The sequence below is a fragment of the Cellulosimicrobium sp. SJTW-1 genome (genome assembly GCF_047716875.1).
GTDB lineage: Bacteria > Actinomycetota > Actinomycetes > Actinomycetales > Cellulomonadaceae > Cellulosimicrobium > Cellulosimicrobium funkei.
Genome location: NZ_CP136680.1, coordinates 4,191,212 through 4,208,346, shown reverse-complemented (window position 1 = coordinate 4,208,346; position 17,135 = coordinate 4,191,212). Strand labels below are relative to the sequence as shown.

Below are 17,135 nucleotides of genomic sequence, written 5' to 3'. Positions count from 1 at the left end.
GGCAGGAGCCGTACCGGCCTGGCCTGCACTACTCGCCCGAGCAGAACTGGATGAACGACCCGAACGGCCTCGTCTTCCACGACGGGACCTACCACCTCTACTACCAGCACAACCCTCACGGGACGTCCTGGGGCAACATGTCGTGGGGTCACGCGACCAGCACCGACCTGTTCACGTGGACGGAGCAGCCGGTGGCGATCCGGCAGACCCTCGACGAGAACGGGGTCAGCGTCGAGGACATCTTCTCGGGCTCGGTCGTCGTCGACCATGGGAACACGAGCGGGTTCGGCACGACCGAGGACCCGCCCCTCGTCGCGATCTACACCAGCGCCTACACGCCCGCTCACCCGACGCACGCCGGGATCCAGGCCCAGTCGCTCGCCTACTCGACCGACGGTGGCTACACGTGGACCAAGTACGCCGCCAACCCCGTACTCGATCGCGGCTCGGCGAACTTCCGCGACCCGAAGGTGTTCTGGTACGACGGCGGCACACCCGAGACGTCGTACTGGGTCATGGTCGCGGTCGAGGCCGTCGACCACCAGGTCGTCCTGTACCGCTCGAACGACCTGAAGAGCTGGGACGACCTGTCGACGTTCGGCCCGGCCAACGCGGTCGGCGGCATCTGGGAGTGCCCCGACCTGTTCGAGCTGCCCGTGGACGGCGACCCGCAGAACACCCGTTGGGTGCTCGTCGTCAACCTCAACCCCGGGTCGATCGGTGGCGGCTCAGGCGGGCAGTACTTTGTCGGTGACTTCGACGGGACCACGTTCACCTCTGAGTCCACTGTCGAGGGCGTGCCTGTCCCGTCCGGCGACGTTCTCGCCGACTTCGAGCAACCGGGATGGGACAGCCCTATCGGGGAGTGGGCGGCGCACAACGAACCCGGCAACGAGACCGGTGGCCCGTTCGGCCGCGCGCCGGCCGCCGGTGCGGTCAACGGCCAGCAGACCGTCACCGGCTTCGTCGGGGACGGACTCGCGAACAGCTTCGTCGGCGGGGACTGGCCCGTCGGCACGCTCGAGTCGCCCCCGTTCACGCTCGAACGCGACCACCTGAGCCTGCTCGTCGGTGGCGGCAAGCACCCGCACGTGCCCGGCGCCCAGCTCGGCAACGAACCGCCGGCCGGCAACCTGTTGTGGGACGGGTTCGAGCTGCCCGACGACCTGACGCTCGCCGACGCCGGCTGGACCGGCACTGGCGACCTCGCACCCTCGGGCAGCCCGTCCACCTCGGGCGGTGACTACTACCTCGGCGCCAAGCGGCTCAACACGTGGGAAGGCGGGCCACGGGGCGACGACAACGTCGGGACCTTGACGTCCCCCGAGTTCACGATCGATGCCGACCACCTGAGCATGCTCGTCGGCGGGGGCCGACGCGTCGATGCCGACGACCAGGTGCTCCAGGTGCAGCTACTCGTCGATGGCGACGTGGTCCGCCACCTGACCGGGCCTCAGGCCGGCGCACTCAACTGGCAGTCCTGGGACGTCGAAGAGCTGCGCGGACGCACGGCCCGCCTGCGAGTGGTCGACGAGGCCACCGGGGGATGGGGACACCTCACCGTTGACCATGTCGTCCTGAGCGACGAACCCGCGCTCGTGCGCTCGGAGGAGACGAGCGTGAACCTCGTCGTCGACGGCGAGGTCGTGCGCACGACCACCGGCCGTGAGAGCGAGCACCTCGACTGGACGAGCTGGGACGTGCAGGACCTGCGAGGTCGGCAGGCGACGCTGCGCGTCGTGGACAACAACCGGTTCGGCTGGGGCCACGTCCTGCTCGACCAGGTCGTCGCGACCGACGAGCCGACCGTGCCCGTCGCCGAGTCGTACGGTTGGCTGGACTGGGGCCGCGACTACTACGCGACAGTGTCCTTCGACAACGCGCCCGACGGGCGCCGACTCATGCTGGGCTGGATGAACAACTGGTCATACTCGGGTGCGACACCGACCTCGGGCTGGCGCTCCGCGATGACGCTCCCGCGCGAGGTCGCCCTCACCGATGCCGGTGGGCGGATCGAGCTCATCCAACGCGTGGTGCCCGAGATCGACGGCCTCGCCGACGCTCCATGGACCGACGACCCACGCACCATCGAGGCGGGCACACACACGTTGCCGGTGACGGGTGACCTGCTGCGGGTCGACCTCGAGGTCAACCCGGGCACGGCCGATCGTGTCGGGCTGGCGGTCCGCGCCTCCGAAGGGTTCACCGCAGGCGACCCCGAAACGGGGGAACCTGCCGCGGGGGAGGGCACCCTCGTGCTGTACGACGCACGGACCCGTCGCGTTGTCGTCGACCGGACCCGATCGGGGGACGTGGAGTTCCACCCGGACTTCGCCTCGGTGTCCTCCATGCCCGTCGAGCGGCACCACGACGGCACGGTCGAACTATCCGTCTACATCGACCGGGCATCGGTCGAGGTCTTCGCGGCAGAAGGAACGCGGACGATCACCGACCAGGTGTTCCCGGACCCTGCGTCGCTCGGGCTCGCGCTCGTCGCCCAAGGGGGCGCGGCCGAGCTGCGGTCACTGACGGTCACGCCCCTACGGGCGTCGATGTTCGCGAACCCTGGTTCTACTGTGGAGCTCGATGTCGATGTCGACGCGCGCTGCCTCGCGGGTAAGGCCTACGTAGCGGTCCGGGCGACCAACCGAGAAGATGAGCCCGTCGTCGTGCGGCTACAGAGCGCCTACGGCTCCCGGACCACCACGGTCGCCCCAGGAGCATCCGCGTACCAGTCGTTCGCGAGCCGGTCCACGAGCATCCCCTCGGGCGAAGCGAAGATCCTCGGCACGTTTGCCAGCGCTGACGGGGCCTCAGGAGAGTACGCAGTGGCATACGACCCCATCGATTGCACGTGAGGCTCCGCGTCGCGCGCGGGGCGCCACGCTAGTTGAGATGAGGGTCGACCGCCCCGGGCGCAAGTGGCACACGCCAGCCCCCGGGGCGGTCGTCACGCATGAGGGAGGGAGGTCGTGGACCTGAGGTCCGCCGTCACGTCTGGTGACAGTGAAGGGAGCGATCTTGAGGATCAGGAGCCGCCGAACACGAGAGTCTGCGTCGCCGACGGCGAGGCTGCGCGGCGATGTCTCTATGCCGTTCTGTGCCGTTCGGGCAGTCCTGCCCGTGTCGCGTGAGCTCGGTTCGGGCGGTCGTCGCCGAGAAAAGGTCGGCGTTGCGGCTGGCGGCGGTCAGGCGAGCGCGGCGACAGGCCGACGGGCGTCCAGCCCTTGCGGCTCGGGGTTGTCGCTCACGGTCACGTGCACGCTCCCCGGCTGTGCCGTGTCGAGACTCGCGGTCACTCCGCCCGTGCCGAGGAGGACCAGGTTCGACGCGGTCGCCTCGCCCTCGCCGACGAAGACCTCGAGGAGCGGGCCGTCGAGGCTCAGGAGCAGCCGCGCCGGGCGGTCCCCCGACAGCGGGACGATGCTGGTCGATGGGAAGTCGGGGTGCACCGCCTCGGCTGCGGGGCCCCCGCGAGTGATGAGCAGCGTCCCGCTGCGGGGCTCGTGCACAAGATCCGCGAAGGCGTCAGCGTCGCCGCGCAGCTTCACGCTGAGCATGTCCGTGGATGAGGGGTCCCATCGGAGATCGACCAATGAGTGTCCACTGAGCGGCAGTTCGGCAGAACGGTCGTCGACGACGACAGTCGTCGGCGCCGCGTGCTCGAGACGCTCGCGGACGAAAGTCGGTGGTGTCTGCACGAGCCGGGGCAGTCCGTCTACCGTGCGCAGCTTGAGTACGCGCGGTAGCGACATCGCGCCGCGCCACGGGGTGGAAGGAAATACGTGCGCGTAGCGCCAGTTGCTCATCCAGCCGATGGTGACGGCCTCACCTCGTGGGGCGTTGTCGAAGGTGACGGCGGCGTAGTAGTCGCGCCCGTGGTCGAGCAGATGGAGCTCGCGGGAGTCGGGGAGGAAAGTGCTCCCGTCGAAGTGCCCGACGACGTAATGCATCGAGGAGCCAGCGGGGTCGGGGTCGTCGCCGACGGGGTTTGTGCTGAGCAGCAGCACCCAGCGGGTGTCGTCGGGGTCGCCGTCCAGCGACAGCCTGACCAGGTCGGGGCACTCCCAGACGACGCCGGTCGCGCCCAGTGGGCCGATGGCGCTCAGGTACTCCCACGACAGCAGGTCGGCGGAGGAGTAGAGCAGGACCTGCCGGTCATCCGCCTCGACGGTGAGCATGATCCAGCGGTCGGAGCCGTCGTCGCCGTAGCGGATGATCTTGGGATCGCGGAACGCGGTCGTACCCCGGTCGAGGACCGGGTTGGTGGGGTCGCTCTCCCACGTGAAGCCGCCGTCGGCGCTGATCGCGCGGGACTGCGCCTGACGCCCGTCGTCGTAGGCGCTCGTGTAGTACGCGGTGAGCTTGTCGTTGCCTGCTCGCGGCGCGACGACGGAACCGGAGAAGATCTGCTCCCCGTCGCGGTGCGGCAGTGCTACGGGGTGCTCGGTCCAATGCTCCAGATCGGGGCTGGTGGCGTGGCCCCAGCTCATGTTGCCCCAGTCGGAGCCCTCTGGGTTGTGCTGGAAGTACAGGTGCCACAGGCCCCCGTGGTGCACGAGCCCGTTCGGGTCGTTCATCCAGTTCCGCCGGGGGGTGAAGTGGAAGCGGGGGCGCGGCACGTCGGCGCTCGTGATTCGCACGGTGGGCTGCCTTCTCAGATCGAGTTCCGGCGTACCGGCGGGCACGCGATGAGACGGGGTCGGTCGTCGGGTGCGGGGTCCATGCCGAGGAGCATGCGCACGCCTGCAGCGCCGAGCTCATAGTGCGGCAGCGCGACCGTGGACAACGTAGGACGCAGGTGGGCTGCGATGACGTCCTGGTTGTCGAACCCCACGACGGCGACGTCGTCGGGGATGCGCAGCCCGCGCTCGCGCAGGCCGTCGTACACGCCCATCGCCACGCGGTCGTTGTGGCAGAACACGGCGGTGGCGCCGGACTCGACGACGTCCGACGTGCCGGCGTAGCCGCCCTCCTGCTCGGGAGACACGGAAAGGACGAGCTCGGGGTCGAAGCCGAGGCCGGTCGCCTCGAGCGCGGTGCGGTACCCGGCGAGGCGGCCTGTCTGCGCGGGGGAGGGGGTGGTGGTGTTGAGGAAGGCGATGCGTCGGTGGCCGGCCGCGAGGAGTTCTTCGGTGGCGGTCCGCCCGCCCTGCTCCTCGTCGGGGACCACGGCGGGCAGCCCGCTGCCGCGGGCGAAGCAGTCGACCAGGATCGTGTCGGTCTGGTGCAGCGGCTCGGGGACGACGATCTCGCGGTGGTACCAGGTGGAGTAGAGGATCCCGCGGACCTGGTGCTCGAGCATCATCGCGATGGCGTCGTTCTCCGCCGCCACGTTCCCGTCGGTGTTGGCGACGAGCAGGACGTAGCCGTGCTTCCACGCCTCGTCCTGTGCACCGTGGATGATCTGGCCGGCGAACGGGGTGGTGGCGATCTCGTCGGCGACGAGGCCGATGAAGGGTGAGGTGCCGCGGGAGAGGGTTTTCGCCAGGGCGTTGGGGCGGTAGCCGAGCTGCTCGACGGCCTCGTGCACGCGTCGTCGGGCGTCCTTGCCGATGCGCGCACCGGGCTTGTCGTTCACGACGTGCGAGACCGTGGCGACCGAGACGCCTGCGAGCTTCGCGACGTCGCGCATCGTGACGGTCGCTCCGTGCTTGCCGTTGCCTGTCGTGCTCATCCCTTGGTCGCCCCGCTCTCGAGTCCGTTGATCATCGCCTTGTTCAGGACGAGGAATACCAGCAGCAACGGGGTCACGGTGACGCATACGGCCGCGAAGGTAGCCGTCCAGTCGGTGTTGCCCATCGCGCCGATGTAGTTCTGCAGGCCGAGTGGGATCGTCTTGAGGCCGTCGGACAGGACGAACGTGTTGGCGAAGATGAAGTCGTTCCAGATGAAGATGCTGTTCACGAGGACCACCGTGATGATGGTGTTCACGGACAGCGGGGTCGTGATGCGGGCGAAGATCCGGTACGGGCCCGCGCCGTCGAGCGACGCCGCCTCGTACATCTCTCGGGGGATGTACTCGTAGAACGAGGAGAACAGGTAGATCGCCATCGGCAGCGAGAACGCCGCGAGCGGGATGATCATCGAGGCGTACGTGTCGAGCAGCCCCACCTGCGCGTAGTCGACGAAGAGCGGGACGAGCGCGATCTGGACGGGCACGATGATGCCCAGCAGGAACAGGGCACGCACGAGCCCGCTGAACCGGAAGCCGAGCACCTGCAGGGCGAAGGCACCCATCATTCCGGCGACGACGATGAGCGCGCTCGCGCCGAGGGTCACGACGAAGCTGTTGACGATGTTCATCCACAGGTTGCCGGTCGCGAAGGCCCGTGCGTAGTTGTCGAGCGTGAGCTCGCCGGGGATCGCGAACGGGTTGCCGCCGGCGAAGTCTGCCGCGGTGCGGAAGCTCGTCAGGAACAGCCAGGCGAGCGGGTAGACCTGGACGACGACGATCGCGACGATCGTGACGGTCAGCAGCGTGCGCTGGACGCGGAGCCGGGAGGAGCGCGACGAGTGCGCTCGGGCCGGCGGGCGCGGGGGGCGCGAGGTGTCGCCCGTGGATCGGGCCAGGACGGGCGTGGTCACGAGGCGTCCCTTCGACGGAGCAGGAGGAAGATGAGGCCGACCGCGACGAGGCACTCGACCACGATGAACACGGAGATCGCACTGGCGTAGCCGTAGTCGGTGTGCACGAACGCGGTCTTGTACATGTAGGTGGTCAGCAGCTCGGAGGCCTGGCCGGGGCCGCCGTTGGTGAGCAGGTACGGGATGTCGAACCCGCGCAGGGCGAAGGTCGTCGCCATGATCGTCGTCGTGATCCAGACGGGGCGGATGTAGGGGAAGCGGATCCGCCAGAACACCTGCCACCACGATGCGCCGTCGAGGCGTGCGGCCTCCTCGAGCTCGCGGGGCACGGCGATGAGCGCCGCGTAGACGATGAGCATGTACAGGCCGGTGAACCGCCACCCCTCAGGAATGGACACCGCGGCGAGCACGGTGTCCACGTTCGACAGCCACGCGGTCTGCAGGCTCTCCAGCCCGACCCATCCCAGGATCTGGTTGAGCAGGCCGACGGGCTCGAGGGAGTAGATGCGCTGGAACAGGAACGCGATCGCGACGGTCGAGATGACGGCCGGCAGCAGGTAGAGGGTTTTGACGAGCTCGCGCGCCCGGGGGAGCGCCGTCAGCAGTCCCGCGACGGCCAGCGCGCCGCCGAGCTGGAGCACGAGGCAGATAGCGAGGTAGCCGAGAGCGTTGCCGAACGCGGTCCAGAAGACGTCGTCGCGCGTGAACATCTTGATGTAGTTGTCCAGGCCGACGAAGTCCATGTCGCTGATCCCGTCCCACCGGAACAGGCTCAAGAACAACGACTGCACGATCGGGAGCAGCACCGCCACGCCGTACAGGACGAGCGGTGGCACCAGGAAGACGAGGACTGCGATCCGCGACCGGCGCGGAAGCATCGACGACCTCAGCGGCGTGCGCCGTGTCTGCGGTCGACGTCGCGGTCGGGCCGCGACGTCGACGGTGGCGGTGTCAGCCATCGGTGTTCTCCCGCAGCGTCGCGTCCATGGTCGTCACGAACTCCTCCGGCGTGATGTCGCCCTGGACCAGCAGCGTCAGCTCCTGCTGGAGCCGGGTGTTGGTGGCCGGGTCGAGCTGGGTGTCCCAGGGCATCGCGATCTTTGGTCCGACCGTGTCCGCCTGCTCGACCGCGCGGGAGTACAGCGGGGTCGCGTCGGCGGGGATCGTGGTCTGCGCGGTCGTCGTGGGAGACAGCGCGCCCGTGGCCGCGTAGATCTCGGGGTACCGCTCGAGCGCGAACTTCAGGAAGTCCCGGACCAGCGGGTCGTACGTTTGGGCGTTGACGGCCATGCCGATCCCGGAGGGCGTGACGTACTCGTCGTCCGTGGTGACGGCACCGTCGATCGTGGGGAGGGTGAAGTAGTCCACGTCGTCGCGCACCCCCGGGTCGAGCGCTTCCGTGGCGAGGTTGCCGAGCTCCCAGGTGCCGATGTTGTAGACGGCGGCCTTCCCCGAGGTGAACAGCGCCTGAGCGTCGGCGTAGCCGGTGGAGGAGAAGCCCTCCTGGAAGCACCCGGCCTTCCCGAGCGCGGACAGCCACTCGGCGGCGGCGACGCCGGCGGGGTCGGCGAACGACGCGTCACCGTTCTTGAGGTCCTGGACGTACTCGGGCCCGGCCATGCGGAACGGGTAGTAGGCCATGTACCGCTCGAGCGGCCACTGGTCCTGCCCGTTGAGCGCGATCGGTGTGATGCCCTGGGCGCGCAGGTCTCGGCAGAGCTGCGGGAAGTCGTCGAGCGTCGCGGGGACCGTGACTCCAGCCTCGTCGAACAGCGCGGTGTTGTACCAGAAGAACTCGAGCTGGAACTCGAACGGCACCATGTACAGCGAACCGTCGTCGAAACGCTGGTAGCCCAGGGCGGCCTCGCGGTAGTCCTCGGCGAGGCCGAGGTCGTCGAGCAGCGCGTCGACGTCGATCATCCGGTCCTGGCTCGCGAGCTTCTGCGCGAACGGCGTGGCGTCGGTGTCGAAGAGCTCCGGGAGCTTGTTCGCGGCCGCGAGCGTCTCGTACTTCTGGATGTACGACGGCCGGTCCGGCGTGGTGATGAGGTTCAGCGAGAAGCCCGGGTGCTCGGCCGCGTACTCGTCGGCGATCTGCTCCATGGCCGTGATCACGCCGCCGTCGGCGGGTCGCGACAGGAGCCAGGAGATCTCGCGGGGCGTGATCTCACCCTCGGGGTTCACGTCGGTGGGGTCGGCGCCGCCGGTCCCGCCCGCGCAGCCGGTGAGCGCGAGGGCGGTGGCGGCGGCGGCGGCGAGGAGTGCTGCGTTGCGCTTCCTGATGGCCATGGTCAAATCTCCGTCGATCAAGGGATGGGTAGGGGTAGCAGGTCGAGATGTGGTCTAGGTGGCTGCGGCGAGCACGTCGTCGAGAGCCGTGGCGTCGTCGAGAGGTCGCGCCGTGTCGTGCGTCGCACGGGGGGCGAGCGCGAGGCGGGTGAGGATGGCGGTGCCCTCCCCGACGAAGGCCCCGACGCGCCCGTCCGTCCGGTCGTAGAGGCGGGTGCTCAGCACCGTCGCGTCGTCGACCGTGGCGACGCACAGGTCGCCGTCGACGATCACCTCGAGCTCGTGCTCGCCGGGGTCGAGCGCGCACGGGCGCTCGAGCTCGACGGCGAACGGCACGTCGCCGGAGATCTGCCACTGTTCCGTGCCGGTCTGCCGGCGCGGCCACCGGTCCAGGACGAGGCGCTGTCGGTGCGGTTCGAGGCGCAGCATGTACCCTTCGTCGCCGTCCGCGCTCGCACGCAGCAGGAGGCCGACCTCCCGGGTGCCCTGGGCGACGTCGAACCGGGCGGTGAGCCGGAACGCGGCCGGGGCGTCCTCGGGTGAGAGAACGCTCGCGAGTCCGTCGGGGGCGACCAGTGACGTCCCGGCGGGGACGACGTCCACGGGCTCGGCGAAGGTGTCGCGCAGCTCGCGGGTGGGGTGGAAGGCGAGCGTGCCGTCCTCGCGCTGCTCGGCCTCGAGCACGGACATCGTGCCCGCCCACTGCCACGCTCCGTCGTCGTTCGCGCCCTCGCGCGAGGCGATCCAGCCGAAGAAGAACCGCCGGCCGTCGCGCTCCGCGGACTTGGCGGCGTAGTAGGCGCGCCCGTCGAGCGTGTCGTGCTCGGGCACGAGCCACGGGCCCTCGAGGCTGCGGGCCATCCGGTAGCGCGTGGTGAAGGCGTCGCTGAACTCGGAGTACACGAGGTACCACCACTCACCCCACTGGAACACCTCGGGGCACTCGTGGGCAACGTACCGGTGCGGGTCCCAGAACGGCGCCGCGGCTTCCCACGTGGTGAGGTCGCGCGAGACGCACTGGGCGATGACGCCCCGTCGGCGCTCCGGCCCGTGGTCGTGGCGGGCCGTGATCAGCATGCGCCACAGCCCGCCCTGGGCGTCCCAGAAGACGAACGGGTCGCGCCAGTCCCCGGTCTCATAACCGGGCGTCGCGCCGAACATCTCCTCGGGGCGGCTCTGCCAGGAACGCATACCGTCGCGGCTCGTCGCGTGCATCACTACCTGGAGCGGTCGCCCGTCCGCGCCCACGCGGGCCGGGTTCTGCCCGGTGTAGAACGCGTGGTGCGTCCCCTCGGCGTCCAGGACGATGCTGCCCGTGTAGACGTTGAAGTCCGGTGCGGACGGTCCACCCGAGGCGAGCGCCTCCCCGGCGTCGCGGAAATCGACCAGGTTGTCGGTGACGACCCGGTGCCAGGGCATGCCGTCCTTCGGCGTGCGACGCGTCTCGTGCAGGTAGAAGAGGTGGAAGACACCGTCCTCCTGCCAGGGGATGACGTCCCCCACCCAGGCGTCCGTCGGCTGGTAGAACCCTCGCTGGTCCATTGCTACCCATCGTCGTGGTTAAGCGGTTGCGCAGACCGTAGCGCGGCACACGACGGTTGGTCAACCGGTTGACCAACGAGACTCGGGGGGTGCTTCCAATGTCGCCAGATTCGTGGTGCGCGCACCCGCCTCCGACAGTGAAGGTCGACGCGTCGCCCTCACCTCACGGGTCCACGACGTCGCGACAACAGGCCGTCGCGCGTGAGAGACGTGGTGTTTTCGGGTTGGGTTGTGGCGGTGTCGAGACAGCGAGGTTGTGGTCTGCCGTACCGTCGCGTCTCCGAACCCCAGATGACCCTGGGTGCGCCCGGCGGCAGCAGGAGCGGGCGGCAGCGTCCACGGCGATTCATCGTCGTGGTCACCAGGGCGCACGGAGAGGGCCGGGTGCGATAGGGCCAGCTTTCTGCCCGGGCGTCGGTGACGCCGATGTACCCAAGACCCGATGGGTTGGATGTGTGTTCAGGGTGTTCGTCCTGAAAGGGGTGTGCGCGGCCCGGTGCCGCCGGACATCACCGGGCCGCGCTGGTTGTCCCCGGACGGGTCAGCAGTCGTGCCCGTCGTAGACGGCGTGCGACGTCGTGCTGACGGCCGGGTGCGGTCGGGCTGTGGTGGTGGTGGTGACGGTGGCGATCCCGGCGTCGACCGCTGTGGTGCGTGCGGCGAACGACTGGTACGCGTTCGCGCCGGGCTTGACGTGGGGGAACGTCTTGGTTCCGTAGGCGGTGCTCAGCGTGATCGACAGCGGCTTGTCGCTCGTGTTCTCGGCGCGCACGGCGACGAAGGCCTTGCCGGCCAGGCACCGGGTGCTGGTGGTGACGGCGACGTCCTCGTCCTCGTCGGTGTCGAGCTCGACGTAGGGCAGGACGACCGGTCCGCGGGTCCAGTTCATGGCGGTGGCCTGGCTGGTCGAGGCTGTGATGACGTCGAACGCGTTGCTGTCGGTGGTGTCGGTGTCGCGGGCCGGGTTCGTGTCGGTCCAGTCACCGGCGCCGCCGCCGCCGCGGTAGGGCCCGACGAAGCTGGGGCAGCCGGTGCCCTGCCAGCACTGGGCGCTGTAGATGGGGCGCACGTTGCCGACGCCCTCGCCGTCCTCGGCGGCGCTAAACATGGAGACCTGGTAGCCCGCGGTGCGCAGGTCGACGCCGTCGAGCGCGTCGGCCGGGACGGAGCTGATGATCTTGCCGCTGGGGATGACGCTGAGCTCGGCGCCTGCGACCCGTGTGAGGTCGGCGGCGTAGGTCCCACCGCCGAAGCGTGCGCCGTCGTTGCGCCCGTCCGCGACGATGGCGTACTGCCACGCGCCGGCGGCGAGGGTGTTCGTCCCCGGCAGGAGCGCAGTGGTGGTGTCCGAGGACCCGTCGCTGAGGTAGATGTTCACCCGCTGGGTGCTCATCTGGTTGCCGCCCCAGGGGTTGCGGATCTCACCGGCGGTGGAGACCACGAACCGGACGGTGTCGCCGTCTTCGTAGACGTCGAGCCCGGTCAGGTCGAAGCTGCCTGGGTTGAACGCACCGTCGGAGGGGTAGAGGTAGCTGCCGGGGCCGTGGTCGTCGCCGGCAGGGTCGGGGATGGCGCCGACCTTGGTGCCGAAGGCGTAGATCGTGAACCGCTGGACGTTCATCACGCCGTTGTCACCCATGGCGGCGATGCGCACGCGGTTGGTGATCTGGTCGAGCTCGATGTCCGCGGCGAACTGGCCCCCGGTCACGGTCGCGGGGGTGTCGGTGCCGTTGACGGTGACGGTGAGCTCGGCGGCGTCCGTGCTGCCGGCGACGTGCAGCGTGCGAGAGGAGGTCGTCGCGCCGTCCTGGAGTCCGTCGACGGTCAGTGTCGGTGCGGGGCCGGTGGGCTGGTCGTCGCTGGTGGCGTTCCAGCTGTCCCAGGTGTCGGCGTCGAAGTCGAGCCGGCCGAGCTCGTCGGAGGCCCAGTTGTCACCGGCCTTGAGGATCGGGACACCGCCGACGGTGTAGTTGTGCAGCAGCAGGCCGTTGCCGTCGGTGACCTCGTTGCCGAGCGTCACCGTGGTGCCGGCCGGGTCGGTGTGGCGCTTGAGCAGGTTGACCTGCTCGGCTGCGTCGAGCTCGTTCCACGCGTCGATGTGCAGCCCGTCGATCTCGATGTTCTCGGTGTTGGACAGGGCGTAGATGCGCAGGGCGCAGTTGGTGGTGCCCTCGACGCGGGTGTCGGTGAACCGCATGTTCTTCACGGTCGTGGCGGTGTCGGCGCGGTCGGTGGCGCCCATGTCCTGCCAGTGGGAGGAGGAGTTGAAGATGCAGGTGTTGTACTTGGTGTCCTTCCAGTACATGCGGTTGTGGATGATGTCGGTGTTCGTCACCGCGACGTCCTGGATCTCCCGCGGTGTCCAGCCCCACTGGATGACGGGCCCGTTCTCGTTCTTCCAGATCACGGTGTTCTCGATCGCCACGTCGGAGTGGTACATCTTCAGCACGTCGTCGTTGGCGTGGAAGAAGGTGTTCTTCATTCGCCCGCCGTCGTAGAGCTCGATCCCGTCGGTCTGCCAGTACCAGGACCCGACCTGCTTGTAGTTGTCGACGTTCATCTGGAAGTTCTCGACGCCGACCTCGGTGTCGCCCTCGTGGGCGTACACGACGAACGAGTGGTAGGGCGGCTGGTTGATGGTGACGCCCTGCAGGTCGAGGGTCTGGGGTTCGGTGGAGGACTCGAACTGGAGCATCTTCACGCAGGTGACGTGGCAGTTGTCGTTGATGTTGTGCTGGTACCCGTTGGAGGTGTCGGCCTCGTAGACGTACTGCTCACCGGAGAGGACGCCGAGCCCGGTGACCTTGAACTGCGGCTGGGTCTCGTGCAGGAAGCGGAAGGCGCCCTTCACGTAGGCGCCGGGGGCGAGGTACACCCACCGCACGTTCTCGGGCAGGACGGCGTGGTAGTCCGATCCCATGGAGTAGGTGCCGGGGGCGAAGTAGACGATCTCCTCGGTGATGTCGTCCAGGTCGTTCACCAGGCCGGGCTGGGGACGGTAGATGGTGCCGGACTGCTCGGTGGGGATGGTTCGCTCGGCCTCGGCCGCCGACGGCGTGGGGTTGGCGAAGACGAGCATGGAGTTCTGCGGCTCGGTGCTGACCGCGCGGTTGCCCTCGGCGCTGGTGGTCAGCACTCCGCTGGTGCCGCTCATGTCGTTGTAGGCGGTGATCAGCTGCGGGTCGAACTCGACGGAGAACCGGTAGCCGTCCTCGCTGAACGGCACCTTGACGCGGACGGTGTCGGCGTCGACGAGCTGGGTCTGAAGGCCCAGGTCGGTGGGGCGGATGGTGACCTGGTCGGCGGAGGTGATCTCCTGCCCGGTCTTGAGGGTGACGTCGACCCACACGTCGGTGGAGTACTCGAAGCTCGACCAGCTCATGGTCAGATCGGCGGCGGATGAGAACTCGGCGCCGTCCTGTTCGGTGTAGCCGATCTTGTCGTTGCCGCTGCGGGGCACGCTGAGGTACACGAACGACCCGAACTGGTCCTGCGGGTTGGTGGTCGTGGCGATGGTGGCGTCGTAGAACGGGGACTGGCGGACCTGGTCGTCGGCGATCGGGTCCGTGGTGGCCGCGGCGTCCTGGTGCCACCAGGTGCGCAGGTCGTCGGTGTTCGCGGTGCGGTCCAGCGTGACCGCGCCGTCCTGTGGGCTCGCCGGGGGGGCGGGTGGGGCCGCGGCGGAGGGGGTGGCGACCAGGAGGCCGGCGACCAGGGCTGCGGCGCCCATGGTCGCGACCGACATCGGTCGTGGTGTTCGGGCAGGATGCATGAGGGTTCTTCTCCTGGGTGCAGTCGGTTGCAAGCGGTCGGGCCCCGGTGAGGGACTCGTGCGCCCGCGGGTGCGGGCGGGCTGGTGGTGCGGGCATGGCAGTGCTCGCACCACCGGTGGTCGGTGGGTGCCGTCAGGTGCTGGGACCGAGACGTTCGTGCGGCATGTGCTCCTCCTTGAGCAGTTCATCGACGGTGATGGGGGTGTGGCTGATCGCCGCGCGGCTCGGTGCGAGCGCGCGGTGCTGCGGGGTTCGGGTCAGTGTCGGGGCAGGTCGGACAAGACGGTGCGCTGGATGGCGACGGCCGCGGCGCCGCGGGCCCACAGGGTGGGGTCGTCGTCGAGGATGCGCAGGTCCAGGGGTGAGGCCTCGGGCTGGCGTGCCTGGGCGATGCCGGCGCGCAGCCGGTGCTGGGCGACGTGCGCCAGGCGGATGCCCTCGCCGGTGAGCAGGATGCGCTCGGGCTGGGCGATGTTCGCCACGGCCGCGATCAGCGTGCCGAAGGCGTGGGCGGAGCGCCCGACGATCTGGTCGGCCAACGGGTCGCCGGCGGCCGCGAGGTCGAGCACCTCGTCGTAGGTCACGGCGCGGCCCAGGACCATGGCGGCCTGGGTGTGGATGGCTTCGGTGGACAGCATCGCGTCCGCGCAGCCTCGGTGGCCCTCGGGGCACGACGGACCGAGGGGGTCGAGCGGGAAGTGGCCGAGCAGACCGATCCCCGAATCGGGGCCGGTGACCAGTCGGTCGTGGATGACCAGGCCACCTCCGACCCCGGCGCCGATCGTCAGGGCCGCGAAGCTGTGCACGTCGCGCCCGTCCCCGAACCAGTGCTCGGCCTCCATGAGCGCGTCCAGGTCGTTGGCTATCGCCACCGGCAGTCGTGTGCGCTCGGCCAGCAGCCGCCCGAGGTCGACGCCGTGCCAGTGCAGGAACGGGGCCCGCTGCACGAGCGTGAACTCGCGGACCGCTCCGCCCAGCCCGACACCGACCGCAGCCGGTGCGCTTCCTCCGCTCAGATCGCTGACCAGCGCGTCGAGGACCTCGACGACGGACTGCGGGTCCTGGGCGGCGATCTCTCGGGTGCTCGTGGCCAGGATGTCCGCGCGCAGGTTGGTCAGCACGCCGTAGGCCCGGAATCCCGTGAGCTTGATCCCGACGAACTGCTGCAGGTCCGGGTCGACGTCCAGCGGCTGCAGAGGGCGGCCACCGCCGCGCGGCGCCGGCTCGTGCACCTCGTGCAGCACCCCCGCGTCCAGCAGCGGCTTGGTGATCCGCGTCAGGCTCGGGGTGGACAGGTCCAGTCGCCGGGCCAGCTCGGTGCGTGCGAGCGGGCCGTGCAGCAGCACCTCGAGTGCCACGCGGCGCGAGGTCGAGGACAGCGGCGTCCAGGGTGATGCGGTGTCGAGCACCTGCGCTCCTCAGTGAGTCGGTCAACACGGAGATAGTACCGTTACGAAACTCCGACGCAAGACCTCTGTCGTGACAGAACCGTGACTTCCTGCGACTTGACGGGATCGAGCGATATCGTAGTTAATGTTGGCACGAAGAAAACCTTCGTCTCGGATCGAGGGGAGCCCGGGCGTCGTCGAGGACGCGGCCGGCCCGAGAGGCAAGGCGACGACGTCGTCGACTCAGGAGGAAGTGGAATGCGTAAGCACACGGCGGTGCTGGCTGCCGGTTCGCTCGTTCTCGCGCTGGGCCTGGCGGCCTGCTCGAGCGGCGACGGCGGTGGTGGGGCTGAGGACGGCAAGACCCTGAAGGTCTGGTGGTGGGAGAACGACGACTCGGCGCTGTCGGCGGCCTGGAACACGGCGATCGACATCTTCGAGGAGGAGCACCCGGACGTCGAGGTGCAGTTCGAGCTCAAGACGTACGAGCAGATGCAGCAGTCCGGTCAGCTCATCCTGGACTCGAATGACGCCCCGGACGTGCTGGAGTACCTCAAGGGCAACGCGACCGCCGGCGTGGTCTCCAAGGCGGGCCTACTCACCGACCTCACCGACGTCGCCTCGGAGCGTGGTTGGGACCTGGACAACACCGCCCAGGACGTCGGCCTGTACGAGAACGGGACCATGGGTTCCGGGCAGCGCTACGGCGTCACGAACTACGGCGAGTACGTCGGCATGTGGTTCAACCAGGACATGTTCGCGGCGCAGGGTGTCGAGGTGCCCACGACGCTCGACGAGCTCGAGGGTGTCATGCAGACGTTCGTCGATGCGGGCGTCACCCCCTTGGCGCTCGGCTCGGCCGACTATCCCGGTCCCCACCTGCTGTACGCCCTGGCGCTGGCGCACATGGACGAGAGCTCCCTGGCTGCCTACCAGAAGTTCGACGGCGAGCCCGACTGGGCCGCATGGGAGGACGCCGCGACGACGTTCTCCGAGTGGGTCGACAAGGGCTACATCAGCACCGACTCGACGGGCATCCCGGCGCAGGACTCCGGCAACGCGTTCGCCGCGGGCAAGTACCCCTTGTTCTACTCCGGCACCTGGTGGGCCGGCAGCTTCGTCACCGATGCCACGAGCTTCGAGTGGGACCAGTTCCTCTTCCCGGGCAACGACATGCACCCGGGCTCGGGCGGCAACATCTGGGTGGTGCCGGCCAAGGCGAAGAACAAGGAGCTCGCCTACGACTTCATCGAGATCACCCAGCGGCCCGAGGTGCAGAACCAGCTCGGCGACCTGGGCGGCGTCCCGGTCGCCGCGGAGGACGGCGGCGTCACCGAGCCCGTCGGCAAGGTCGTCACGGAGCGCTTCAGCGAGCTGCTGTCCGGTGACGGCGGGACGCTCGCCTGGTACCCCGACTGGCCGGTCGCGGGTCTCAACGACGTCCTCATCGCCCAGACCTCGGACCTTGTTCAGGGCAACGTCGACCCCGCTCAGGCGGCGTCGAACATCCAGGCTGCGTACGACGCCGGCAAGCCGCAGGGCTGACCGGCCCACA

At 69.1% G+C, this 17,135-nt stretch carries 10 protein-coding genes; 2 read left to right on the top strand and 8 right to left on the bottom strand.

Annotation, left to right across the window (positions count from 1 at the left end; genetic code table 11):
• Positions 1–50 precede the first annotated feature (50 nt).
• The gene (locus RSE42_RS18925; RefSeq protein ID WP_415297545.1) at positions 51–2,858 is read left to right on the top strand and encodes a GH32 C-terminal domain-containing protein; all 2,808 of its coding nucleotides are present in this window, start codon (positions 51–53) and stop codon (positions 2,856–2,858) included.
• Between the two features lie 330 nt (positions 2,859–3,188).
• Here RSE42_RS18925 and RSE42_RS18920 read toward each other — a convergent pair whose 3' ends face one another.
• The 8 genes from RSE42_RS18920 to RSE42_RS18885 form a co-directional block, all read right to left on the bottom strand.
• The gene (locus tag RSE42_RS18920; RefSeq protein WP_415297544.1) at positions 3,189–4,643 is read right to left on the bottom strand and encodes a glycoside hydrolase family 32 protein; all 1,455 of its coding nucleotides are present in this window, start codon (positions 4,641–4,643) and stop codon (positions 3,189–3,191) included.
• 14 nt (positions 4,644–4,657) lie between these two features.
• Entirely contained in the window at positions 4,658–5,677 is a 1,020-nt protein-coding gene (locus RSE42_RS18915; RefSeq protein ID WP_415297543.1) for a LacI family DNA-binding transcriptional regulator, read from the bottom strand.
• Positions 5,674–6,588 carry a carbohydrate ABC transporter permease gene (locus RSE42_RS18910; protein WP_415297542.1) on the bottom strand — a complete coding sequence of 305 codons (915 nt, stop codon included), beginning with the start codon at positions 6,586–6,588 and terminating at the stop codon, positions 5,674–5,676. The genes RSE42_RS18915 and RSE42_RS18910 overlap by 4 nt, the downstream gene beginning before the upstream one ends.
• Positions 6,585–7,466 (bottom strand): carbohydrate ABC transporter permease, encoded by an 882-nt coding sequence (locus RSE42_RS18905; protein WP_086151565.1) that lies wholly within the window; start codon positions 7,464–7,466, stop codon positions 6,585–6,587. The genes RSE42_RS18910 and RSE42_RS18905 overlap by 4 nt, the downstream gene beginning before the upstream one ends.
• A gap of 73 nt (positions 7,467–7,539) precedes the next feature.
• On the bottom strand, positions 7,540–8,877 hold the full coding sequence (locus RSE42_RS18900; protein ID WP_415297541.1) for an ABC transporter substrate-binding protein: 1,338 nt from the start codon (positions 8,875–8,877) through the stop codon (positions 7,540–7,542).
• 54 nt (positions 8,878–8,931) lie between these two features.
• Positions 8,932–10,419: a GH32 C-terminal domain-containing protein gene (locus RSE42_RS18895; protein WP_415297540.1), complete on the bottom strand. Its 1,488-nt coding sequence runs from the start codon at positions 10,417–10,419 to the stop codon at positions 8,932–8,934.
• A gap of 541 nt (positions 10,420–10,960) precedes the next feature.
• Entirely contained in the window at positions 10,961–14,164 is a 3,204-nt protein-coding gene (locus RSE42_RS18890) for a glucodextranase DOMON-like domain-containing protein (protein ID WP_415297539.1), read from the bottom strand.
• A gap of 285 nt (positions 14,165–14,449) precedes the next feature.
• Complete coding sequence (locus RSE42_RS18885) at positions 14,450–15,601, bottom strand: ROK family protein (RefSeq protein WP_194226286.1); 1,152 nt, start codon at positions 15,599–15,601, stop codon at positions 14,450–14,452.
• 237 nt (positions 15,602–15,838) lie between these two features.
• Here RSE42_RS18885 and RSE42_RS18880 point away from each other — a divergent pair, with 237 nt between their 5' ends.
• Positions 15,839–17,125: an ABC transporter substrate-binding protein gene (locus RSE42_RS18880; protein ID WP_415297538.1), complete on the top strand. Its 1,287-nt coding sequence runs from the start codon at positions 15,839–15,841 to the stop codon at positions 17,123–17,125.
• Positions 17,126–17,135 lie beyond the last annotated feature (10 nt).

Coding starts and splice junctions, on each gene's coding strand:
- RSE42_RS18880 (WP_415297538.1), top strand. CDS start 15,839: ATGCGTAAGCACACGGCGGTGCTGGCTGCCGGTTCGCTCGTTCTCGCG.
- RSE42_RS18925 (WP_415297545.1), top strand. CDS start 51: ATGAACGACCCGAACGGCCTCGTCTTCCACGACGGGACCTACCACCTC.
- RSE42_RS18890 (WP_415297539.1), bottom strand. CDS start 14,164: ATGTCGGTCGCGACCATGGGCGCCGCAGCCCTGGTCGCCGGCCTCCTG.
- RSE42_RS18905 (WP_086151565.1), bottom strand. CDS start 7,466: ATGCTTCCGCGCCGGTCGCGGATCGCAGTCCTCGTCTTCCTGGTGCCA.
- RSE42_RS18900 (WP_415297541.1), bottom strand. CDS start 8,877: ATGGCCATCAGGAAGCGCAACGCAGCACTCCTCGCCGCCGCCGCCGCC.
- RSE42_RS18915 (WP_415297543.1), bottom strand. CDS start 5,677: ATGAGCACGACAGGCAACGGCAAGCACGGAGCGACCGTCACGATGCGC.
- RSE42_RS18895 (WP_415297540.1), bottom strand. CDS start 10,419: ATGGACCAGCGAGGGTTCTACCAGCCGACGGACGCCTGGGTGGGGGAC.